The 25,280-nt window shown below is 36.3% G+C and carries 17 protein-coding genes and 1 tRNA gene; 8 read left to right on the top strand and 10 right to left on the bottom strand.

Annotated elements, in window-relative coordinates; genetic code table 11:
- Positions 1-25: 25 nt before the first annotated feature.
- A complete protein-coding gene (locus ACM46_RS05520; RefSeq protein WP_048505655.1) occupies positions 26-670 on the bottom strand; it encodes a hypothetical protein in 645 nt (214 codons plus the stop codon).
- Between the two features lie 118 nt (positions 671-788).
- Here ACM46_RS05520 and ACM46_RS05525 point away from each other — a divergent pair, with 118 nt between their 5' ends.
- Positions 789-1,757 (top strand): YpdA family putative bacillithiol disulfide reductase, encoded by a 969-nt coding sequence (locus ACM46_RS05525; RefSeq protein ID WP_048505656.1) that lies wholly within the window; start codon positions 789-791, stop codon positions 1,755-1,757.
- Positions 1,758-2,027: 270 nt separating this feature from the next.
- Here ACM46_RS05525 and ACM46_RS05530 read toward each other — a convergent pair whose 3' ends face one another.
- Positions 2,028-3,197: an MFS transporter gene (locus ACM46_RS05530; protein WP_083997346.1), complete on the bottom strand. Its 1,170-nt coding sequence runs from the start codon at positions 3,195-3,197 to the stop codon at positions 2,028-2,030.
- A gap of 282 nt (positions 3,198-3,479) precedes the next feature.
- Positions 3,480-5,150: a glutamine--tRNA ligase/YqeY domain fusion protein gene (locus ACM46_RS05535; protein ID WP_048505658.1), complete on the bottom strand. Its 1,671-nt coding sequence runs from the start codon at positions 5,148-5,150 to the stop codon at positions 3,480-3,482.
- 156 nt (positions 5,151-5,306) lie between these two features.
- Here ACM46_RS05535 and ACM46_RS05540 point away from each other — a divergent pair, with 156 nt between their 5' ends.
- Together ACM46_RS05540 and ACM46_RS23490 are read left to right on the top strand one after the other, a co-directional pair.
- The gene (locus tag ACM46_RS05540; RefSeq protein ID WP_048505659.1) at positions 5,307-6,437 is read left to right on the top strand and encodes an alpha/beta hydrolase; all 1,131 of its coding nucleotides are present in this window, start codon (positions 5,307-5,309) and stop codon (positions 6,435-6,437) included.
- Between the two features lie 452 nt (positions 6,438-6,889).
- Complete coding sequence (locus ACM46_RS23490) at positions 6,890-7,054, top strand: bacteriocin-like protein (protein WP_420911828.1); 165 nt, start codon at positions 6,890-6,892, stop codon at positions 7,052-7,054.
- Between the two features lie 17 nt (positions 7,055-7,071).
- Here ACM46_RS23490 and menC read toward each other — a convergent pair whose 3' ends face one another.
- Both menC and fbp read right to left on the bottom strand, forming a co-directional pair.
- A complete protein-coding gene (gene menC / locus ACM46_RS05545) occupies positions 7,072-8,079 on the bottom strand; it encodes an o-succinylbenzoate synthase (RefSeq protein ID WP_048505660.1) in 1,008 nt (335 codons plus the stop codon).
- Complete coding sequence (fbp, locus tag ACM46_RS05550) at positions 8,079-9,095, bottom strand: class 1 fructose-bisphosphatase (protein ID WP_048505661.1); 1,017 nt, start codon at positions 9,093-9,095, stop codon at positions 8,079-8,081. The genes menC and fbp overlap by 1 nt, the downstream gene beginning before the upstream one ends.
- A 325-nt stretch (positions 9,096-9,420) precedes the next feature.
- Between fbp and ACM46_RS05555 the strand changes: the two genes are divergently transcribed.
- The 4 genes from ACM46_RS05555 to ACM46_RS05570 all read left to right on the top strand — a co-directional run bounded on the left by ACM46_RS05555 (position 9,421) and on the right by ACM46_RS05570 (position 16,242).
- Positions 9,421-10,659, top strand: coding sequence for an aspartate kinase (locus ACM46_RS05555; protein WP_048505662.1), 1,239 nt, complete (start codon positions 9,421-9,423; stop codon positions 10,657-10,659).
- Positions 10,660-10,681: 22 nt separating this feature from the next.
- Entirely contained in the window at positions 10,682-12,523 is a 1,842-nt protein-coding gene (locus ACM46_RS05560) for a lysophospholipid acyltransferase family protein (RefSeq protein WP_048505663.1), read from the top strand.
- Between the two features lie 108 nt (positions 12,524-12,631).
- Positions 12,632-12,704: transfer RNA gene (locus ACM46_RS05565), tRNA-Phe, on the top strand.
- A 418-nt stretch (positions 12,705-13,122) separates the two neighbouring features.
- On the top strand, positions 13,123-16,242 hold the full coding sequence (locus ACM46_RS05570) for a M60 family metallopeptidase (RefSeq protein ID WP_048505664.1): 3,120 nt from the start codon (positions 13,123-13,125) through the stop codon (positions 16,240-16,242).
- Positions 16,243-16,430: 188 nt separating this feature from the next.
- Here the strand turns inward: ACM46_RS05570 and ACM46_RS05575 are convergent, their stop codons facing one another.
- The 5 genes from ACM46_RS05575 to ACM46_RS05595 all read right to left on the bottom strand — a co-directional run bounded on the left by ACM46_RS05575 (position 16,431) and on the right by ACM46_RS05595 (position 23,966).
- Entirely contained in the window at positions 16,431-17,492 is a 1,062-nt protein-coding gene (locus ACM46_RS05575; protein WP_048505665.1) for an aldose epimerase family protein, read from the bottom strand.
- Positions 17,493-17,496: 4 nt separating this feature from the next.
- Positions 17,497-18,780, bottom strand: a complete 1,284-nt coding sequence (locus ACM46_RS05580; protein ID WP_053082673.1) for a galactokinase — start codon at positions 18,778-18,780, stop codon at positions 17,497-17,499.
- Between the two features lie 243 nt (positions 18,781-19,023).
- Positions 19,024-20,073, bottom strand: a complete 1,050-nt coding sequence (locus ACM46_RS05585; protein WP_048505666.1) for a UDP-glucose--hexose-1-phosphate uridylyltransferase — start codon at positions 20,071-20,073, stop codon at positions 19,024-19,026.
- A gap of 19 nt (positions 20,074-20,092) precedes the next feature.
- Positions 20,093-21,976: a beta-galactosidase gene (locus ACM46_RS05590; RefSeq protein WP_053082674.1), complete on the bottom strand. Its 1,884-nt coding sequence runs from the start codon at positions 21,974-21,976 to the stop codon at positions 20,093-20,095.
- 262 nt (positions 21,977-22,238) lie between these two features.
- The gene (locus tag ACM46_RS05595; protein WP_048505667.1) at positions 22,239-23,966 is read right to left on the bottom strand and encodes a sodium:solute symporter family transporter; all 1,728 of its coding nucleotides are present in this window, start codon (positions 23,964-23,966) and stop codon (positions 22,239-22,241) included.
- 246 nt (positions 23,967-24,212) lie between these two features.
- Between ACM46_RS05595 and ACM46_RS05600 the strand changes: the two genes are divergently transcribed.
- Positions 24,213-25,211, top strand: coding sequence for a GntR family transcriptional regulator (locus ACM46_RS05600; protein WP_048505668.1), 999 nt, complete (start codon positions 24,213-24,215; stop codon positions 25,209-25,211).
- Positions 25,212-25,280: the final 69 nt, after the last annotated feature.

Raw genomic sequence — 25,280 nt, forward strand, 5'->3', positions numbered from 1 at the left:
CTTGACAAGGATGGGTGTTAGTACACTAAATCGTCCACTGATCATTAACAACGGCAATCAGATATTGTTTTCCCTGAAACTCTTCAAAAACAAAACGAAGGGTTTTCCAATCCATTTCGCCATTCTTCTCCGTTCCTTTTATATAGTTTTCGGTAAAATCTTTTCCGGGATAGATTTCCTTTAAATTATTAAGTGAATTCCCTGCTGCCTGGAATTTATTTAATGAATATTGTGATGCCGTAAAATCTTTGGAGAAGACCCATTTTGTAAAATAGTCGTTGATGCTTGCCTTATAAGGATCTCCTGAGCCATCCTGAGCGCCCCATGTAAACAAAGTCTTCGCAGGTTGGGATTTTTCAAAATCTTCCTTCGAAAAATGCATGTCTTCTTTTGGATTCACAAGTGCATACATGGAAAAGCTGATTCCTTTTTCAGGATGAATAAATGCTGCAAAACCTTTATAGTCTTTATTTTTCAAAGCCAGCAGGATTTCATCATTTGTTTTCCTGATGGCTTCTTCGTCTGTTTTTTTCTTCTGCGCGGTGTTCTCAATATTTTTTTCTTTGGCCTGAGCCATAGAATCAATAACATTGGGAACAGGTTTTTCCGGATTTTTTTTACATGCCGTTACCAATGTCAGCATCAATATTGGGATAATGATTTTTTTCATTTTTTTATTTTTTTAATGCGGAGAAAACACCAAAACTAATGCCAATACTATGCACACAATAGATAAGTTCTGTCATCTATTTTCTGCTTAATATAATGGTTTTAAGTAAATTTGTGTTATGGAAATTTTAGATATCCTCATCATCGGAGGCGGTCCCATTGGTCTCAACTGTGCCCTTGAAGCCCGGAAAAACAACCTGACCCATCTGATTATAGAAAAAGGTACCATCGTTAATTCACTATACCATTATCCTTTATATATGCGTTTTTTTTCAACAGCGGAAAAGCTGGAAATAGACGGCATTCCTTTTATCTCAACAGCTCCCAAGCCCGGCAGACAGGAAGCTCTGGAATATTATCAGGGAATTGCAAGACAGAGAGATATCAATATAAATCTTTATGAAAGGGTAATCAAAGTTTCCAAAACCGGATCTATTTTTGAAATTGAAACCTCAAAAGCAGTGTATAAAGCCAAAAACGTCATTATTTCCACAGGCTTTTATGATATTCCGAATCTGATGAATATCCCGGGAGAAAACCTTCCGAAAGTAAAACATTATTACACGGAACCCTACCCTTACGCCCAACAGAAAGTGGTGGTCGTGGGATCAAGCAATTCAGCAGTGGATGCAGCCTTAGAAACCTATAGAAAAGGAGCTGATGTGACTATGATTATCCGTCATTCTGAAATTTCAAAAAGTGTGAAATATTGGGTAAAACCGGACATTGAAAACCGGATTGCAGAAGGAAGTATCAAAGCTTATTTTAATTCTGAAATAACGGAGATCACTGAAAGAACCGTTATTTTTAAAGAAGAAACGGGGCAAATCCATGAAATTGAAAATGATTTTGTACTGGCACTTACCGGATATCTCCCTGATTTTGATTTCTTAAAAAACTCCGGAATAGAATTACAGGGCGACTGCCTTAAACCTCTATACCATCCCGAAACCATGGAAACCAACATCCCGAATCTCTATCTGGCAGGTGTTGTCTGCGGAGGAAAGGATACGCATCTCTGGTTTATAGAAAACTCGCGTGTTCATGCGGAAATGATTGTGAGGAATATTGTTTTTGTGAAGGGATGATTAGATGTAAGATGTCAGATTTCAGACTTTCTTTCTATACCTAAGATAGTTGGTTGGTTACAAAGATATTTAGTATTCGAAATCTGCTTCATCAGCTCAATCTGCGAGAAAAAAGCCTCACGCAGATTGAGCTGATGAAGCAGATGAATAATTATCTTAAACTTTAATTTTTAATATCGGAATTGTATTTGGCTTCTGGAAAAGTAACTTGATACACTTCAACAACTTCCATCTTCAGGCTTCCCTCTTCCATCCAAAAACATTAAAGAATTACTTATTCTCAACCCTCTTGTTTAGCATCCACGGGATTACAAAATAGAATCCGACAGCAATAATTAAACTCGATGCCCCGGTTGCAATCCATAAGATATTGAAGCCTAATTTATCCGCCATCATAGTACCTACATAAGGAGTAATGATAAATGCCAGTGCTACGGATATTCCATTCATTCCCATATACGCTCCTTTGTTGTTGTCTCCTGAGCGCAGAGCTGTTATCGTAGACATAAACGGAAGCGTCCAGATCTCACCGACGCATAAGAGTGTCATAGAAACCACAAGCGTAACAATAGAATAATCAAACGCAAGCATGGCGTAAGAAATACCGCACAATACAGTTCCCAACAAAAGGGTAAGGGCAAGACTAAAGTATTTCTCGGCAATCTGTACCAGACCCATTTCAAGCAATACAATTAAAAATCCGCTGTAACCGAGAATATAACCGATGTTCTGTTGGCTTAAATGCACCGTATCCTTATAAAAAATAGTAAGGGTACTGAACAGCTGGAAAAAACAGATCGCAAACAGCATACAGAAGAAACTGTAAAGCAGAAATTTTCCGTCGCGGTATGGAGAATTCTCTTTTTTAATAACAACTGATTCTTTTGCTTTTTTCGGTTTCAGTAAGGCCTGTTTATTTCTCTTTCCGAAGAACCGGATATACATAAGACCAGCCAGCAGTGCTGCCAACGCATTACTGAAGAATAAAAATTCATATGAAATTGCCGAAAGGATTCCTCCCAATGCCGGACCGATAGAAAACCCAAGATTCACCGCCATTCGGTTTAATGAAAAGGCGCGGGTAATATTTTCCGGTCTCGCATATTTCGTAATAGCCACCGAGTTGGCAGGACGGAAAGTTTCGCTTACAATACTCTGAATAAGGATAATAGCAGCCAGTCCCACTTCTGTTTTAAAAAGCGGAATCAGGCAGAACAGAGGAACACTCAGAAGCAGGCTCAGACTCTGAACCCGGTATTCTCCGATTTTATCTGTAATAAGCCCTCCCAGCCATGAACCCAGCACAGAGCCTATTCCAAAAAAGCTGAGAATAATTCCTGAATTTTCAATGCTAAAATGAAGGTGAGCCGTCATATAGACTCCCAAAAACGGAAGTACCATAGAACCCGCCCGGTTGATCAACATCACCAGCGCCAACATCCAGCTCTCTTCTGAGAGTCCTTTAAAAGAACTCGTATATACGCTAATTAATTTCACAATATTGTTTTTGGGAGAAAATTGAGTGAGTTACAAAATTAGAAAAATTCGCACAGAAGCCCCTTTAAAAGACTATTTTTTTATCAATCATTTTGATAGAGGCAGAAATATACCCCATCTTTGGGAAATAATGTGAACCAATTATGAAAAGTTGTATTTCACTTTAAAAATAAAAAAAGCAGGACCTGTTGAAAGTCCTGCCCTATATTAATCATTAAAAAGATACTAAGGTTTAAAAGAATCCTTTAATGTTACTGTACGGTTGAAGACTAAATCAGAATCCGTAGAATCCTGATCTTTTGTAAAGTATCCGATTCTCTGGAACTGAAGCGGCTCTCCCACTTCAACGTCTTTTAAGCTTGGCTCAGCATATCCTTTAATTGTAGTTACTGAATCCGGATTGATGAAATTCAGGAAATCTACATCTTTCTCCGCATCCGGCTGCTCTACAGTAAAGAGGTTTTCATAAATTCTGATATCTACCGGAATCGCATGAATAGCAGATACCCAGTGAAGCGTGCCTTTTACTTTTCTTAAACTTTCCTCGGTTCCGCTTCCAGACTTACTTTTCTCGTCGTAGGTAGCATAGATGGTCGTGATTTCTCCGTTTTCATCTTTCTCTACTCTTTCCGCCTTGATGATGTAAGCTGATTTTAAACGTACTTCACCACCTAATTTCAGTCTGAAGAACTTATTATTAGCTTCTTCTTTAAAATCTTCTCTTTCGATATATAATTCTCTTGAGAACGGAACTTCTCTTGTCCCTGCGTCTTCCTGTTCCGGATTATTTTCAGTTTCAAGCCATTCTTCCTGTCCTTCAGGGTAATTTTCAATAATCAGTTTTACAGGGTCTACTACAGCCATTACACGCTTTGCTACCTTGTTCAGGTCTTCACGTACACTGAAATCCAAAAGCTGGATCTCGATCAGGTTTTCTCTCTTGGCAACTCCTACTCTTTCAATGAAATTTCTGATGGATGCCGGAGTGAAGCCTTTTCTTCTCATTCCTGAGATCGTAGGCATTCTTGGATCGTCCCAGCCTGTCACTGCTTTTTCAGCAACCAGTCTCTGTAGTTTTCTCTTGGACGTGATCATATAAGAGACATTCATTCTCGCGAATTCTCTCTGTTTCGGTGCTACTTTAGCTTCGTCGTATACCTGCTCCAGATACCAGTTGTAAAGAGGTCTGTGGTTTTCGAATTCCAATGAACACAATGAGTGCGACACCTGCTCCAGATAATCGGATTCACCATGCGCCCAGTCGTACATAGGATAAATCTTCCATGCGGTACCTGTTCTGTGGTGAGGTCTTTTAAGAATTCTGTACATCACAGGATCACGAAGGTTCATGTTAGGAGAAACCATATCGATCTGAGCACGAAGAGACATTGAGCCTTCCTCGAATTCTCCGTTCTTCATTCTTTCAAACAGGTCCAGAGATTCTTCTACCGGACGATTTCTATACGGCGACTCTATTCCAGGCTCTGTAGGGTTCTTTCTCTGTTCCGTAATCACTTCAGATGGCTGCTCATCTACATAAGCTTTTCCTTCTTTAATCATCTGTACGGCCCATTCGTAAAGCTGCTGGAAGTAGTCGGATGCATACAGCTCTTTATCCCATTTAAAACCTAGCCATTCAACATCTTTCTTGATAGAATCCACAAATTCCTGCTCTTCTTTTTCAGGATTTGTATCGTCGAAACGAAGGTTTACGGGAGCGTTGTACTTTTCACCAAGACCAAAGTTGATGCAAATGGCTTTGGTATGGCCAATATGCAGGTACCCATTAGGTTCAGGTGGAAAACGGAAACGGATCTGGTCTTTTTTCAGACCGTTTTCGATATCATCTTCAATAATTTGCTCAATAAAATTGAGTGATTTTTTTTCTTCTTCCATTATTAAATTAGCTTTTATTGTATGCAAAAAAAGTTTGACAAAGTTACGGAAAATTTGGGGCTTACGAAAATGATAATTTAAAAGCTAAACTGATGATAATTCAATATTTTTGATTACATTAGATGAAACTAAAAACCGTTTCCAAAACTACTGACTATGGCTGTTTATATTTTAAGCAATCGTAAGATCGTCCGCCACAAGGGCGAAAAACTAGACTCATTTTCCAATGATGAGTACTCTATTCCCAATTTCAGGATTGCAAAATGTGATTTCGACAACTATAAAGAGCCCACCGCAGCCGCAAAAAAAAAGAAAGATTATACCAACCGGGCTATCTTAAATTACAGACTATTTTCCGAACCTGAAAAACAGGGTTATCAGGATGTCCTGGAAGTTCTACAAAATGAAAAAGGCATTAAAAAATCTACGCTCACCGCAAATAATCTAGGCGGTACGCAGAGAATGTTCTATGAGCTTTACAAAAATATGTCTTCCACAAAAGACCGGAGCGATGTTCTGATTTTTATTCATGGATATGCTTACGATTTTGATGATGAACTCAAAGCCATCATTGATCTGAAAAAGTTGTTTATCGACAATCCCGCTTCACCTGTAGAGCACATTCTTTTTGTAAGCTGGCCTGCATCAAGCAGCATTGTTCCATTGACGTATTTTGATGACAAAGCATCGAGTATCAACTCAGGATCGTCGCTGATGAGGCTGTTTTATTTTTACACTCAGTTTTTAAAGGATATTTTTTCAAACCGCGATCTGGCTCCCTGCAATCAAAGAATACATATCATGGCTCATTCCATGGGGAACAGAGTGCTGCAAAGTATGCTGTACAGCCTCAAAAAAGAGAATATCCTGCGTGTGATAGATCAGGTTCTTCTTTTGAATGCGGATGTAACGTACAAGGTTTTTGAGGATGCGGAGGATTCATTCAATAAGCTGCCTTTATTGGCCAACCGTGTTTCTATTTATATGAACAGAAAAGATACGATATTGGGGATCTCACAATTCACAAAAAATATTCTGACTCCAAGATTAGGTAAAAACGGACCCGGAGACATTGAAAGGTTTAAAGATATTGTATCTGTTATCGACTGTACTTTTGTAAAGGATGATGTGTTGAACAGCTTTAAATATGAAGTGGGAAATCACTGGGGATACCTGTCCAGTTCGATGGTACAGAAGGATATTTTCCAGAATCTGTATGGTGTAGACCGAAACTTAATCACCGGGAGATCAAAAGATAACGAAAATACATTCACAATTATTTCTTAACAATACATTAAAAAAGCGCCTATGAAATGAATCATATGTTAAACTTTAAACTTACGTTTAAATTGGCACAAAGATTGTAAATTTTCATTAAACAGAGAAATAAAAATTTTATCATGAGAAGAATTAAAAACAAGTTTTCTTATCTATTGAATTATATTAAGAAAGCAATTTTCGTAAAAGACGTGATTTAATTGAATATTATTAACCCATAAAAAAATAAATTATCCGACCCTAATACTACTTTATCCAAACCTTGTTTCTACCTGTATCTTCCGTTGTTCTCTACGGAGGAATATGTTATTTAATATTTTCTCAATTTTCTTTTGTAAAAGTAAATTTATTACACAATTTAAAAGTCTCAGGTTAGTGAATTTAGTTAAATTCAGTTAAAATCTTGTGCAATAAAAAAAAGAGATTGATATTTACTTTACCAATCAAATTAAAATTTTGCTATGAAAAACATGAGAAAACTTCAAAAAGGAGAACTGAAAACCATTAAAGGAGGAATAATTCCTATAGGCTGCAACAATTGGGATCCCAGAAAAAGATGTTGCAGAGAATGGGACGCTGAACATTCCGGGAATGCAACGTGCGCAGATTCTCCTCCTTCATTTTAATCTAGCTCGTTAATTCCTTATTCTTTTTTGAACCACAGCAACTCATTTCTGAGTTCCAGACTGGATTCAAAATTATTGACAAATAGAGATCCGGTGCCCAAACCTTGCGGCATCGGATTTTTTTTGGTAAAGGTATACTGAGCAATAGCGTTCAGGCCTATATTACTTTCAAGGGCAGATGTAATCCACCAGCCTATATTCAGTTCTTCTGCAAGAGAAATCCATTCATCAGAACTCGCAAAACCACCTACCAAAGCCGGTTTTAGAATGATGTACTGGGGTTTGATGGTTTCTAAAAGCTTCTTCTTTTCAAGGGAATCTGTAATTCCGATCAGTTCTTCATCCAGTGCAATAGGAGTCGGTGTTTCGGAACATAATTCAGCCATATCTTTCCAATTTCCTGCTTTGATTGGTTGTTCAATAGAATGAATATGAAGGTCTGCAAGCTGCTTCAACACCGTTTTTGCTTCATCTTTACTGAAACCTCCGTTGGCATCTACACGAAGCTCGAGCTGGTCTTTTGAAAATTTAGCTCTTAATTTTCTGAGGATTTCATGTTCAGAATTCCAGTCTACACCTATCTTCAGTTTGATGCAGTGAAAGCCTTTATCAAGCTTTTCCTGAATCTGTTCTTCCATGTAGCCGATATCTCCCATCCAGATCAGTCCGTTAATCGTGATAGCAGATTTTCCTTCTGTAAACTCACCAGGAAAATACAGATGATTTCCGTGTTTCAGATTCAGAACAGCCTGTTCATAACCGAACCATATGGATGGAAATTCTTTTAACTCCTCTTTTAAATAGATTGGATCTTCATTGATATGTTCGCACAACCATTGAAGCTTTTCTTCATAATCCGGTCTGTCATCAAAACTCAATCCTCTGAATAAGGCGCACTCCCCGATTCCTTTATTTCCATTGTCTTCAACTTCAAGAAAAAAGGTCTCTTTTTCATGCAAAACGCCGCGAGACGTTCCGCTCGGGCGTTTAAATTCTAATAAATATCTGGAATATTTTGCTTTCATTATTTTACACTGTCGATCCGCATAAATTCCTCTGCTTTTTCCACCATCTGAATGCTTCCACAGAAAAACGGAATTCTCTGATGAAGTTCCGTAGGTTCTACTTCAAGAATTCTTCTGAATCCGTCAGTAGCTTTACCACCAGCCTGTTCAGCCAGAAACGCCATAGGATTACACTCGTACAACAGTCTCAGTTTTCCGTTGGGAGCCTGAGAATAAGAAGGGTAAATATAAATTCCTCCTTTCAGCATATTTCTGTGAAAATCAGCTACTAAAGATCCAATATATCTCGATGTATAAGGACGGTCTCCTTCTTCCATCTGACAGTATTTAAGGTAGTTCTTTACTCCCTGAGGGAATTTGATGTAATTTCCTTCGTTAATGGAATAGATTTTCCCGGTTTTTGGGAAAGTCATATTAGGATGGGAAAGATAATAGGTTCCCAGAGAAGGATCCAAAGTAAATCCGTTTACGCCGTTTCCGGTAGTATAAACAATCATGGTAGAAGAACCGTAAATTACGTAACCTGCTGCAATCTGATTAATTCCCTTCTGAAGAAAATCCTCCAGCTGAACCGGAGTTCCCGGTTCTGTAACTCTTCTATAAATAGAGAAAATAGTTCCTACGGAAACATTCACGTCAATATTGGAAGATCCGTCTAAAGGATCAATAAGTACTACATATTTACTAAGATGCCCGTTTTCTCCACATTTAATGTCTATAAAATCATCATTTTCCTCAGATGCAATACCGCAAACCACCTCTCTCTGAGACAAAGCTGTAATAAAGATTTCATTGGCAATCACATCCAGTTTCTGCTGTTCTTCCCCCTGAACATTCTGATTTCCGGCAGCTCCTGTAATATCTACGATCCCGGCTTTATTTACTTCTCTGTTTACCACTTTCGAAGCCAATCTTATTGCACTTAGAAGACGGGAAAATTCACCTGTAGAGTATTGAAAATCATCCTGTTTATCTATAAGAAATTCTCCTAAAGTCTGTAATGGTTGATTTGACATATTTTTCTTTTTACGTTTTCGCCAAATTTCGGAAAATTTATCGGAGAAAGAAAGCTTTTATCAGAAAAGACCTTATCATTTGTTTTTCAATACGATACAAGACTCACCCTCCTATACACTTAAAATTCCGGGTACAATATTAATCCCCATTTGATGACAATAAATCAATGAAATTCTGATAATATTCATCAAGTCTCAATTTTAATAAAATCTTAATTCCTTCAAGGCCCGGGACACTTTCATATCTCATTGTAAATTTATAATTTTGACATCCGTAAAAAACTCATGTAATTTTTAATCTAACAAATTTATTTTAAACAAATTAATGAAAATTTTCAAGTTTGGTGGAGCATCAGTAAAGGATGCTGAAAGTGTGAAAAATGTGTCTATGGTTTTAAAAAGCCAGGGATTTTCCAAATGTCTGCTGGTGATTTCAGCAATGGGCAAAACGACGAATGAGTTGGAAAAAGTTGTAGAACTTTATTTCAAGAAGGATAACTATCAAACTGAGATTGAAAAGATAAAACGAAAACACATTGAGATTGCGGAAGGTCTTTTTCCTGAAAATCATGCCGTTTTTGCGGAGATCAATGTATTTTTTGATGATATCGATTCATTTTTAAGAAGAAACAAGTCGCCCAACTACAATTTTGTCTATGACCAGGTGGTAAGCTGCGGGGAAATGATCTCTACAAAAATCCTCAGCGAATATCTGAACGAGATTCAGTTTACGAATCAGTGGCTGGATGCAAGAGATTATATCAAAACAGACAATTCATATAGAGAAGGTGCTGTAGACTGGGCAAGAACAGAAGAGTTCATTTCAACGCTGAATACGGAAATCTGCTATGTAACGCAAGGTTTCATAGGTTCTGATGACAATAATTTCACGGTGACTTTAGGAAGAGAAGGATCTGACTATTCTGCTGCTATTTTTGCTTACTGCCTGAATGCAGAAGCTATGACCATCTGGAAAGATGTTCCGGGTGTAATGACGGGAGATCCAAGAAAATTCAGTGATGTTTCGCTGCTTTCCAATATTTCTTACGAAGAAGCTATTGAGATGGCTTATTACGGAGCAAGTGTCATTCATCCAAAAACATTACAGCCTCTACAGCAGAAAAGCATTCCGTTCTATGTAAAATCTTTTGTAGATCCTACTAAAGAAGGAACCAAAGTGGGTGCATCAGATAAGAACCAGCAGGAAGAATCTTATATTCTGAAAGAGGATCAGGTACTGTTGAAAATTTCTACCAGAGATTTTTCATTCATTGCTGAAGATCATATGAGCCTTATTTTCGGATATCTGTCGAAATATAAGATTAAAGTATCTCTGATGCAGAATTCTGCTATTTCATTAGCCCTGTGTCTTGAAGATAAATTCAATCAGGTGGATGAGCTTAATGATGAACTTCAAAAAATATTTAAAACTAAAGCAGTTAAAAATGTATCTTTATTCACAGTAAGAAATGCGAATATGGATCATATTGATCAATTTTACCAGGAAAAAAATGTATTATTGGAACAAATTTCCAAAAATACGGTTCAAATGGTAACACAATAATTTTAACTGCGACTAAACACATATGAGTTTAATTTCGAAAAACGATCTTATCACAGCTTCCGGCTTAAGCAAAATCGGGTTCCTCAAAAACCCGGTGGCTTCTGCCGTGATGAGCATTGCCAAAATAAATGAAGTTAATAGGTTATACGATAAATTAAAGGACAAGGAAGGCAAAGACTTTTTCGACTCATTTGTAAGAGAAAGAAATTTAAGCTACATCGCTTTTGAGGAAGACCTGGCGAAAGTTCCCAAAACAGGACCTTTCATTCTGGTTTCAAACCATCCGCTGGGTGCGATTGACGGTATTTTAATGTGCAAAATTCTTACGGAAGTACGACCGGATTTTAAAGTAATGGGTAATTTCCTTTTGGAAAAAATCAAGCCCATGGAACCGTATGTAATTTCTGTAAACCCTTTTGAGAACAGAAAAGAAGCTTACAGCAGTACCTCAGGCATGCGTGAAACCCTGAAACACCTTCAGAACGGAGGCTGTGTAGGGATTTTTCCTGCAGGAGAAGTATCCAATAAAAACAATCCATATGGTGAAATTCTGGACAGAGAGTGGGAAAAACCAGCCCTTAAACTGATCAGAATGGCCAAAGTTCCGGTAGTTCCACTGTATTTTCATGCTAAAAACAGCCGCCTGTTTTATCAGGTAGCCAAGCTCCATCCGAGTTTACAGACGCTTATGCTTCCTGCCGAAATGATGAATGACCGGGAAAAACCAATCAGAATCAGGATAGGAAAACCAATCACCGTAAAAGCAATGGATGAAAGCGAAACCATTGAAGAACTGGGAGAGTTTCTGAAACGTAAAGTGTACATGATGAAATCTTACTACGAGAAGAGAAAATCATTGGCACAAACCATCAATTTAAAAAATTTAACGGTAAAATTTCCTCTCTTAAAAGAAGAAAATATCGTTCAGAATATTATTGACGAAACACCTAAGGAAGATATCCTGAAGGACATCAACCGTCTGAAGGGTACTGATAAGATGCTTTTCAGTAATGGAAACTATGAGATTTATTTCACGACTTACGAGGAAATCCCTTCTGTCATGAGAGAAATCGGGCGTCAGAGAGAACTTACTTTCCGTGCTGTGGGTGAAGGAAGCAACCTGCCTTTTGACCTGGATGAATATGATAAGCATTACCATCATCTTTTTCTATGGGACAGCAGCGCAGAGAAGCTTGCAGGAGCTTACAGAATGGCTTTAGGGAAGGAAGTCATGAAAAAATACGGCATCAAAGGATTCTATACAAGCTCTTTATTTGAGTTTGAACAGGACATTCACCCGTTTTTCAAAAAAGTCATTGAAATGGGCCGTGCCTATATCTGTGAGGAGTATCAGCAGAAGCCACTTCCCCTTTTCCTTTTATGGAGAGGGATTGTACATGTATGTTTGAGAAATTCCGATCATAAATTCCTGATGGGCGGTGTAAGTATTTCCAATAAATTTTCGGAGTTTTCCAAGTCTCTGATGATTGAATTTATGCGTTCGAATTATTTTGATTCCGCAGTGGCTCAATATATCACTCCGAGAAATGAATACAAAGTAAAGCTGCGCGACAGGGATAAAAATATCTTTTTTGAAGAAATGGAATCGGATCTGAATAAGCTTGACAAGATTATTGACGATCTTGAACCTGAGCTTAGGCTTCCTGTTCTGATCAAAAAATACATCAAACAGAATGCTAAAGTAATTGCTTTTAATGTAGACCCGAACTTCAATGATGCCATAGACGGACTGATGTATATCCGCATCAGCGATCTTCCGGAAAGTACGATAAAGCCTGTACTGGAGGAGATGAGCGACCACATCAGAAAAGAACAGGAAAATAATTCAGCTGAAAATCAGTAAGTTTTATTTTTATTGAAAAAAAGTCCCGTTAATACTTGCTTCATATAAGAAAACTTACTACTTTTGCATCACTTTAAAACAACGAAGTAAGACAAACAAAAATATAATGGTTTCTTAGCTCAGTTGGTAGAGCAATGGATTGAAAATCCATGTGTCCCTGGTTCGATTCCTGGAGAAACCACAAGAAATAGGACTATTTCTCTCCCCTCAAATTGTATAATTTGAGGGGTTTTTTATTTTTAATGGCTTATCAAAATAAGCTACTTTCTCTTAATTTGAAGGTAATCTTTTCTGTGACCTGCATATTCTGACTTTTCAGGTAACCGAATTTCTTCGAAAGTCCCATCAAAAGGGTTGTTCATTTGGTCCGGATCTTCCAAAACCATATTGAAAAAATTTAGCAAAGATTCTCAAAACTTGCAGTCACAACAATTGGATTGAAAAATATAGCAACTCCAATCAACTGGTGGTGCCTATTCAAAAACAGGTAGGTACCAGTTTGTACAACTATTTTAATTCTTAATTTAGAAAAGAAAATTTTTATTACAGGTATACCGAAGTGTTTATATTATTACTAATCAAAAATTTAACCCAACAAGATGAGAAACAAATATTTTATTTTTTTATTTCTGTTCTTTTTACAGACAGCTTTTGCTCAGCAGTATAAAATGCCAGTAGCATATGCAAACTCATTACAGCCACCACAACCTGGATTTGAGGCAGGCATGTGTAATGATAATAATACGAATACACTTTACCATTCCCGGTATAATTTGAGTACAGCGATGCCGGATCAATTAAATTTCAATTTTTCCAATCGCGTAAAAAGTGTAAATAAACTGATATACAAGCCCAGACCTTCCGGACCCAACGGAATCTGGACAAGTGTAAAGGTTTCCTATTCCACACAATCTGATCCAACCATTTTTACGGCAGCAACCGGAGTTATTTCCTGGGCAGCGGATAATACGGCTAAAACAATAGACTTGCCAACAGCAATTATTCATCCTGCCGTTATAAGAGTAGATATTTTGGAGGCTAAGAATAATTTCTCAAGCTGTGCAGAAATGGAATTTTATTCTTCAGAACCAATGGATCCTGTACAAACAGAATGTTCGCTTGCAACCAATGAGTTCTCGGCTTATACTGATATCGCAGTGCTACCTCAGGTTTCAGGATCATCAGCTTCAAGCTTCCAATCGGGTGAAAACATTGAGATGTCTTTTGATGGTGATGTAAACACACTTTATCATTGTAGTTGGGATGCTACAGCAGCCACCTTTCCTATTTCTCTGATTTATAAGTTTGATGGACAGACCGCTATGAATTATTTAAAGTATATACCAAGACAGGATGGCGGGCCAAACGGGCTTTTTGGAAATATAAAAATAAGTTATAATACAGTTTCCAATCCTGTTTACGTAGATATTTCCACTCAGAATTTTGGGCAAACAGGTACTATTAAAACTGTAGTTTTTCCTTCTACAATTATTCCATTAAATATTAAGATTGAAGTGCTGGATGGAAAAAACAATTTTGCCAGCTGTGCTGAAATGGAGTTTTTCCAAACAAACCCAAATAGTTTTAATTCTTCTCAGTATGCTAATATATTTAATGATAGTATTTTTAGTACGCTAAAACCTTCTGTTACCCAGCAGGATATTGATGCGATTGCCTCTCCGTTCATAAAAGGCTTAGCTCAATGTCTGTTTAACAATACATATAATAAAAAATACAGAGTTCAGACGTTTACTGCTTATAAAACAATTGAATCAATAAACAGTCAATATAAAATAGCAAATTACAACGGATTTGAAAATCCTACAGGAATTGCGTTTCAGAACAATACCACAGCAATTGTTTTTGCAAAAGATATTACCAATACAAGCAACGTTTATTTAAAAATTAGAGATTTCGCTACTGAAGGATCGTCTCCTGAAAAATCTTATGAATTGAAAAATGGGCTGAACATTCTTACTATTACCAATGCCGGACTTGGATATATTTCCTATTACACTGATGATGCAAATGCTGCACCTATATCGGTAAATATCACAGCTGGTATTGTAAATGGTAAATATAAAAAGGATACAACATCTGCAGAATGGGTAGAAATGCTAACTAATGATGTCTATCCAAAAATTGATGTAGAAGGTTATTACACAAAACTACTGATTGATAAGTCTGCCATAAGCAATTTCCATTTCACAACCGCTCAGCCTTTAATTGATAAATACGATGCAATTGCTAAATCTGAAAGAGAAATGATGGGCTTTTTCAAATTCAATAAAAATTTTAAAAACAGACAGCTTGTTTACACCGAATCTTCAGGAGGCTGGTATGCAGGAGGCATGGGTGCTCATCTAGACCTTACCTGGGGACTTTCAAATTCTGCTTCGGCAACCGGGCTTGACATTTGGGGAGTAGCTCATGAATTAGGTCATATCAACCAGGTACGTCCCGGCTTAAGATGGATTGGAACAACAGAAATTACAAATAATTTGTATTCATTGTGGGCCTATTATAATTTGTATTCACCTACAGGAGCTAACAGGTTTACAAGACTGGAAGGTGAAATTGCGGATAAAACTGTTTTTCCTAAAGTTACCGGAAACCGGTTTGGAGAAATTATTATTCAGACACAAATTAACGGGAAGAATATTATGGATCAGTTCAGAACAGACTATGTGAATCCTGCTGACGCGAATTTCAGAAGCCTTGTTCCGTTTTGGCAGTTAGAATTGTATTATCAGTTAGCGGGTGCTTCAAAAGGTGCTTCAACCCTTGCATTTGATTCAGATATGTCGGATGAAGATACACAATCTCCATCAGGTCCGGTTACAGGGGTAGATTATGCCCATTGGCTTGCTGTAGTGGCTGAGAAAGTAAGAAATACGGATGAATCTCAGCTTACACAAGGACAACTGGTAATGAATTTTGTGAAAAATACGTGCGACGCCGTACAAGAAGATCTTATTGATTTCTTTACAAATACAGGGTTTTTAAAACCTATTAATGCTACAATTTCAGATTATTCAAACGGTCAGCTTACGATTACACAAAGTATGATTGATGATGTGAAAGCCTATGTTTTAATGAAGGGATATACAAAACCAATCTCTCCGGTGATTAATTATATTTCGGCAAACAGCGTGAATGCATATAAAAATCTTCTGCCTGTTTCTGGTATTACGGGAATTGGGGCTCAAATTGTGAACAATACGCAAGGCCAATTTTTATTGGTAAATAATTCTCAGTGGAGTAATGCTGTTGCGTTTGAAACTTATAATGCAAGTGACCAGCTAATCAGTGTTTCTATTACAGGAACAGGAGATACTACATTGGCAAATACCTATGTTGATTTCCCTTCTGGTGCCGTGAAAGTATATGCAGTAGGATATAATGGACAAAAAATTCTCGTTTTCCCGGCAAATACGTTAGCTGTTGATGATATTAAGACCAATAATAACGACCTTGTTGTTTATCCGAATCCTTTAAAAAATGGACAAAAATTAGTGATTAATATTAAAAATCCAAAAGAAAATCTGAAAGCAGAATTATATGATATGGCAGGAAAATTATATATTTCTACAAAAGGTTCTTTATATGAGATAAATAAGGAACTTAACAATAAAATACAAGATTTGAGAACTGGAATTTATGTTATTTTAATCAATGACGGAACCCATCAATATAAATCTAAAATTATTAAAGAATAATATTTGTACAAGTCTTGCATGTTAGGTTTGCAGCCATCGCTCAAATCTGTCAGCAATACTTTTAGATACAAGAAAAGGAGGTCCAAAAAGGGCCTCCTCTTTTTATTTCATGAAATCATCTTCTACGGATGGGAAAACTCTCTCTTATTTTGCAGTGCATCTATTGTGACAGCACACATTCAATCTAATTATTTGATGTCAATAATTGAGAATTTATAAATAGTTGAATGTTCATATACATTTTCAGGAGTGAGTATTGGTGATGGAAAATGAGATTGATTAATGGCATCGGGAAAATTTTGCGTTTCTAAACAAAATGCCTCTCTTTCCCGGTATATATGATCCTCTTTTCCTTTTTCATTTTTAATCCAATTGGCTGTATATAATTGTAAGCCCGGCATCGTGGTCAAAACTTCCATTTTTCTACCTGACTGCGGCTCTATGGCCGTGGCTACCAAATCTAAACTATGTATATGGTGTTTCAAAACAAAATTATGATCATATCCATTTCCAATAGCAAGTTGATCGTGATCAGTATCAATCCGGTCTCCAATACATGTGAAGGAGGTAAAATCAAACGGGGTATTTTTTACATTTAAAATCTCACCTGTTGGTTCATGGTTTTTTGTAAGAGGGGTGTAAAAATCAGCCTCAATCTGCAATTGATGGTTATTTATTGTTCCGCAACCTTCTCCCGCCAAATTAAAATAAGAATGATTCACAAGATTGAGTATCGTTTCCTGATCTGTTGTCCCTGAATAATCTAACCGCAATTCATTATTTTCATTAATAGAATAGGTTACTGTTACAGTTACTGTACCCGGGTATCCTTCTTCCCCGTCAGGAGAAGTGTATTGAAAAGCTACTTTCGAGACAGAAGATTCTTTAACCTCCCATATTTTTTTATCAAAACCAATCCAACCACCATGCAAATGATTGCCCTCATCGTTCACTGCTAATGAATATTCTTTTCTGTTTAATGTAAATTTTCCTTTTTTGATACGATTAGCATATCTGCCACAAATAGCTCCCTGATAAAGTTTATTATTATCAATATATTCCTGTGCTGTATCATATCCCTGTACTACATCTGCCAGTTTCCCCTCTTTATCCTTAACATTAATACTCACTATGATTGCGCCATAATTAGTTACCTGCACAATCATCCCATTCTTATTTTTCAGAGTAAATAATTCTACTTTTTGATTGTTGTGAACTGTGTTAAAAGCCACTTCATTGATGATACCCATTATTTTAAAAATCTAATTTAACGGCTCCTTTTTGTCGGATAAATAAAGGATGACAAGAACCGGCACCAAATAAATGATTTAAAGTTGTTGTATATTTTTCAAGCAAATTTTCAGGAACAAAGGCTTGTATCGTTCCTGCAAATCCTCCTCCATGCACACGCCAGGCTCCGGCGCCTTTCAGTACTACCTCACTATAAGCCAATCCCAATGAAACGGCCTGTTCTTTTATGTTGCTTGATACATAAACATTTTGATTGTACATATATGAACTATGTCCTGAATCTATTACCAATTGTAAAAATTTTTTAAAATCATTCTTCTCTAATGCATTTACTTCATCTACTACCCGATCATTTTCGCATTCAAAATGAATTGCCCTTAAAATAGCCCGGTCTCCCACTTTCTGACGGATAGAAGGTGCCATATCCATTACTTTTTCCAGAGTAGTTTCTCTCAGCACACTACATCCTAAATGGGCTGCAACTTCTTTCATCTCTTTAGGTAAAACAGCATATTCATTATTCAGATTGGTATGATCTCCCCGGGTATCTGTAATGACTAAAGAAAAACCCGTAGATTCAAAATCAAAATCTATTTTTTTAACGACAGGATTTTTTACATCGGCAAAATCAATGGTTACCAATCCTCCTACCGAACAAGCGACCTGATCCATTAATCCACAAGGTTTTCCAAAGAAAACATTTTCTGCATATTGCCCTATACGAGCATTTAATATAGGATCTAATTTACCTTTATTAAATAAATGACTAACAATTACTCCAATTAATACTTCAAATGATGCTGATGAACTTAATCCGGAACCTTTAGGAACACATCCGTCAATTACGGCATCGAATCCTCCTATTTCATATCCCAATTCATTTAATCGGGCATTAATCCCCCGGACAAGAGCATTTGGAGTTAAAAATTCATTTTCGTTGGGAATAAGATGATTTAAATCTACTTCAAATGTTTGATAACCTGAAGATTCAATCCGAATTATATCTGAATTATTTTTAGCAGCAATGGCAATATTATCCAGGTTTACTGCGCCTGCTAATACGCGACCATGATTATGGTCTGTATGATTACCTCCAATTTCGGTTCTTCCCGGGGAACTGAAAACAGAAACCTCTTTATCTCCAAAAACGTCTTTGAAACGGGATAATGTTTTGGTATACCGGGTTGCCTGCTGACGTAATAATTCTGAATCTCGCCCATATAACGCTCTAAAAAGAGGGATATCACCTTCTTTAACTAAAGAATCAATATATTTAATATCTGACATTTATTTATATTTGATTTATAAAACAATATACGTTAATTAAGAGCCTATTTAAATTTTATCAAAATTAACTTTTCTACCCTTTTAAAAGGTCTAACTTCATTGACGAATATTTTTTAACCTAGTATAATATTAATAGCATAACCTATAAAAAATGAAAAATTTTCTAATTTATTTTTTTCATTTTTTCCTTTAGCTATATGAAGTAAAAGTCCTACATAATGACAATATATGGCCTTTACAATTTTATCTATTTTTATAATGAATTATTGAACTTTTTTTAAGAATTTCGGCACTTTGTTCCGGCGTAATATCTCTTTGAGCCTCTGCTAACATTTCATATCCCACCATAAATTTCTTCACACTGGCTGAGCGAAGCAAAGGGGGATAAAAATGCATATGAAAATGCCATTCTTCATGGGATTCTGAATCTGTAGGAGCCTGGTGTATTCCTGCAGAATAGGGAAAAGAAACGGAGAAAATATTATCGTATTTCGTAGTTAAATCTTTCAATATTTGAGCCAATAAAGCTTGATCTTCATGTGAAAAAGCCAATAGGTTATTTAAGGGCTTTTTACTGATAATCATTGTTTCAAACGGCCAGGTTGCCCAAAATGGGACCAAAGCCACAAAACCTTTATTTTCCAGTATAATTCGTTCATTAATTTCTATTTCTCTTTGAAGATAATCAGACAGAAGGGTTGTTCCATGTTTATCATAATAGTTCTTCAGATTTTGCTGTGTTCTGGCCACCTGTGAAGGAATGGATGACTGTGCCCAAATCTGCCCGTGAGGATGGGGATTACTACACCCCATAATGGCCCCTTTATTTTCAAAAATCTGAACATGATTAATGTAATCCAGTTCTCCCAGATTCTGATATTCTTCTTTCCAGACAGACACCACGTTTGTGATTGCTTCTACGGACATTTCAGGAAGAGTCAATGAATGGTCATGTGAAAAGCAAATTACCCGGTTAATTCCTCTTTCAGGTTTCATTTGAAATAACTCATCCTCAGTTTTATCAAAGGATACTCCTTCGCTCAATAAAGATCCAAAATCATTATCGAATACATATACACCTTCATACCGGGGGTTTTGGACTCCGTTAATTCTTAAATTTCCCGGACATAAATAGCATTCGGGGTCATACTGATTTTGAACGCTTGTTAATGGTTCCTCCTGCTGTCCCTGCCATGGCCGTTTTGCTCTTTGTGGTGATACCAAAACCCATTCATCCAATAAAGGATTATATCTTCTATGTGGATGATCTTTACTGTTAAATGAATTACTCATACTGAGTTTATTATTTATATCAGTTTGACCCGTTTTCAGGGATTAATTTGTCTAAAATAGGTTCGGGTAATGTGTTTAATTCTTTATTAATTTTATTATTCTTCTGTTCAAAAATAATAATCTCATTATTACCCTTTTTTAAATAGCATCCCGGTAAATATAATGTCTGCTGTGGCCCTACTGACCAATATCTTCCTAAATTAATACCGTTAACAAATACAATTCCCTTCCCAAAAGGTCGCATATCTAAGAAAGTGTCTCCCACTTTCGATACATTAAAATTTCCTTTGTAGATGGTGGGTCTGTTCTCTTTTAAATCAGATTTTTGTTTGGCATCAATTACCGGAGCCTTTTCAAAAGGGAGCCCGTACATTTCCCAATCTCCGGTTATTTTTCGGTCATTAATAAAGACAGGAGAAATAATTCCTTTTGTATTCTTATTAATAGCAGCACCATAGTTAATTCTTCCCATGTTTTCTACCAGAATGTCTAGTTTTCCATTGAAGGGTATATTCACTTCACATTCATATTTTTTATAGTAACGGTTAAGCTCTCCTACTTTTTCCCCATTCACATAAACAATCGCATAATCTCTTAATCCATCAAGTTTTAAAGTTCCTTTAATGGGCTGATTAAAATTTTTGCTGTACCAAACATAGCCATACCCTTGATTTAATTGCTCAAAAGTTAAAGGGTCATCATTAATTACGGGTTTTACCTTATTTTTTAAGTTTTCCAAATCAATTGCCTGAGACAATTGAATACCCTGAATCTGAATGACTGGAATTTTGGAAGGAATAGGAGGCGTAGAGGAATTTTTTAATAACTCTCTTAATTTCAAATACTTTTCGGTTTCCCAACCTGCCTCAGTAATGGGAGCATCATAATCATAACTGGTCATACTCGGCTGTATATCATGATCTTTATCATAATTGGCTCCAGAGGTAAACCCAAAGTTAGTTCCTCCATGCACCATGTAAATATTAAAAGAAATATCATTATTCATGAATTTTTCAATGTGGCCTTTTACTCTTTCCGCTGCTTTACGAGGGAAAGGTTCTGCCCAATGATCTAACCACCCGGGATAGTATTCTGCCACCATAAAAGGCCCTTCTCCATTATGGAATTTCTTTACTTCTTTCTTAATATTTTCTGGATTCTCGTCTCCATTTGCAGTTGGCAGAGCGCCAGGCAAAGCGCCTCCTTCAAATAACCAGTCACCATCTGAAGTAAAAAACTCCATACCTTTGAAACCCACTTCTTTTAACTGATCAAATACAGATGAACTGTATTTTTTATGATCCTCCATTTTAATATCTTCCCGTTGAGCAACAAAAGATCCGAATTCATTTTCTCCCTGCACCATAACAATAGGACCTCCATTAACAACCAGATAAGGTTTTACCACCTTGTAAAGCTCTGTGAAATAGGCTTTTGTCGAATTTAAAAAAGGAGTATTGTATTCTCTGATTTTCATATCCTTATCGTTTTGCAAAAACCAAGGATAACCACCGAATTCCCATTCTGCACATACATAAGGGCCCGGACGAAGAATGACCATTAAGCCTTCTTCTTTTGCAATTTTTAAGAATTCGGATAAGTTTCGGTTTCCGGTTTGAAAATCCCATTTTCCGGGAGCTATTTCATGATAGTTCCAAAATACATAAGTAGCTATTGTATTTAGCCCCATGGCTTTAACCATTTTTAAGCGATGTCTCCAATACTCATGAGGAATTCTAGCGTAATGAATCTCACCTGAATGCAATTTAACAGCCTGTCCGTTAAATTTAAATTCTCCGCCTTCGATTTTGAAAGATTCGTATTTAATAGGTTTCTGCTGTGCATTGATCAAATTGACACCTATTAAGGACAGGGCTAAAATTATATTTTTAATAAGCTTCATAGTATATTATAAATCTAGTTTAGTTAATAAAATAAATTTATAAAATTACCCAATACCACCATACTAGCTCCTACCGGTTTTTGTAGATTGACCACCAGTTTAAAAATTTGGAAATATGATGAGACTTGTTAAAATAATTCTTTACTCGTTGTAGCCAATTACCAACAGATCATCAATTCCACGGAACGAGTTCTTACTAAAGAACTGCTAAAAAAATCACCATTTCTTATTTTCTCAACTGCAAAACTCAAAATTATTCCTATTACCAAAAACGAACATAAATAGCAGTTAGAAGCAATACAATAATGACAATCAGGAATAATGTTCTATTGTCCACTTTGAACATATTTTTGTCTATGGTAAAAGCTTTTGGATTTACTTTTGGCCCAAAAAAACTTAAAAGAACCATTACAGCTACAGTAATGAAAAATGACCAACCCATATTGATCAGGAAAGGAATTTCTGTAATGGTTTTCACCGCGCCATTTTCCAATTTTTCATAGGTGAATGCCGTATAAATCCATGTTTCTTTTCCAAATAGTTCAACGGCAAAGCTGTTAAAGAATATAGATAATAAAAAACCAAGAATAACGCCAACTATAGCAGCGGTTCCGGTAGTTATCTTCCAAAACATCCCTAAAATAAACATAGCAAATACCCCCGGACTAATAAAACCTGTATATTTTTGTATAAATGTAAAACCTCCTTCTCCACCGATTCCCAAAATATCTGTCCATGTAAATACCAAAGCAATCAACATCGCCACTATAATTGCCCAACGTCCTGTTCTTACCATTTGTATTTCAGAGGTGTTGGTTTTTAAATATTTTTTATAAATATCTAAAGTAAAAATGGTGGATATACTGTTTACTTTTCCGGCAAGTGATGCTACTATTGCAGCTGTTAAAGCAGCCACCGCAAGACCTTTAAGCCCAGATGGAAGCAACCCCAACATTGCAGAATAAGCACTATCTTTTACTCCATTAAAATTTGACAAATGACCTTTTGTATAGAGTACGTAAGCTGCAATCCCGGGAAGCACAACAATTACAGGCATAAAAAGTTTTAAAAATCCTGCAAATAAAATTCCTATTCTTGCTGTTTTTAAATCTGCTCCTAACGCTCTTTGGGTAATGTATTGGTTACACCCCCAATAATTAAGCTGTACAATCCATTGTCCGGCAAAATACATGGCTAAGCCTGGCAAAGCTATATATTTCTGTGCCGCTAAATTTTCTGGCATTGATAAAGTGGTGGTGGTAACTTGTGGCTTATCCAGAATGAGTTTGAAATGTCCCGGAGCTTCTTTCAAAAGGGTATCTAAACCCGTTAAGGCATTTCCCACAGCAGCACCATTAATTCTTTGATCCACAACCTGTAATGCCATATACACTGTAGCAAAACCACCAATAATAAGAACGGTTACCTGAATAACATCCGTGTAGCCAATAACTTTCATCCCTCCCAATCCAATAAACAAAGCCATCAGTAAAAGTACAACCATAATGATATGCAGATGACCTCCGCCAAGTAACGAATCAATAGCTACAGCTCCTAAATAAAGAATGGAAGTAAGATTAACGATTACATACAAAAACAGCCAAAAAATAGCCATAATAAGAGAAACAGACTTATTATATCGTGTTTCCAAAAACTGGGGCATCGTATAAATTTTATTTTTGAGATAAATAGGAATAAACCATACTGCAATAATGATAAGTGCAATGGCAGCCAGCCACTCGTAGACAGCTACGGCTACTCCTATGAAGAAGCCTTCCCCACTCATTCCAATAAATTGTTCTGCCGAAATATTAGATGCAATCAAACTCGCTCCAATTGCCCACCATGTAAGTGAGCCTTCTGCAAGGAAATAATCTTTGCTTCCTGTAGTTTTTGATTTTTTCCGCTTGTATATCCATAAGCCGTATACCGTTACAACCAAAAAATAAATTAGAAATATAACAAAATCAGATGTCGATAGTTTTCCCACGCTTAAAAATTTTTATAGTAAGTTTTTCATAGATTTTTATACTTTTCAGCACTTTCATGTAGTCTAGGGTATTCAACAGTTTAGGGATCCTAATAAATCATTGAGAATAAAATTGAATCTTTCACACCACAATTACATAAAATAAGCCTATATGTTATCAAATGTATAAATTTAAGAAGCACTTCCATACTTGTTCCTACCAGTTTTTGTATATTTACTACTAGTTTAAAAAATATTGGAAATATTATGAGGCTTATAAAAATAATCCCCGACTCTTTTGTGCCTAAATACCAGCAGATTATAAACTCCATTGAACAAGCTCTTGCTCAACAGCTGCTAAAAAAAAATGACAAACTACCTTCCATCAATAAGGTCTGTATGGAATTTGGTATTTCCAGAGACACCGTCCTATATGCCTACGAAACACTGAAAAAAAGAGGAATAGTAAATGCTATTTTAGGTAAAGGATATTATATAAAAAGTACCGATTGGGATTTTGAAGAGCGAATTTTTCTACTATTTGATGAACTGAATGCTTTCAAGGAAACCCTTTATAATTCATTTTTGGAAGAGCTGCAGCAAAGATCTAATATCCATGTTTTTTTCCACTATTTCAATATAGATGTCTTCAAGAAGTTAATTGAAGAAAATAATGGAAACTACACAAAATACATCATTATGCCGGGCAATATGAATGATACGGCACCCATTATTAAGATGCTTCCAAAGAAGGACGTTTATATATTAGATCAAACCAATTTACATTTAAGAGAATATTCATCAGTACATCAGAATTTCGCAAAAGACATGTATAATGGTCTGTCAAAAGCGAAAACTTTGCTCGAAGCCTACCAAAGACTGATTCTTATTTTCCCCGGAAAAAAAGAGCCTATAGGCATGGTAGAAGGATTTACGAGTTTTTGTGAGCAGTATAAAAAGAAACATACCATTATCAGTAATTTTACCGATGAAGAAATACAGAATGGAGACGTATTCATCATTCCTGATGATAAACATTTAGTCAACGTTATTAAGCAGTCTAAAAAGCAGAAGCTGAAGATTAAAAAGGATTTCGGAATTATCTCCTACAACGAAACGCCACTCAAAGGGATTGTAGAAAATGGCATTACTACGATTTCTACAGATTTTTGGCAGATGGGAAAGATTTTAGCGGAGATGATTCTTAATGCCAAACAACAAAGAATTGAAAATGCTTCGGATTTAATTATCAGGAATTCCCTGTAATAGATTTGAATTAAATTTTTTATCTGAAGCTGCTTTCATAACAACACAAATAAAAGTTAAAAAAAGGCT

This window comes from Chryseobacterium angstadtii (assembly GCF_001045465.1).
Taxonomy (GTDB): Bacteria; Bacteroidota; Bacteroidia; order Flavobacteriales; family Weeksellaceae; genus Chryseobacterium; species Chryseobacterium angstadtii.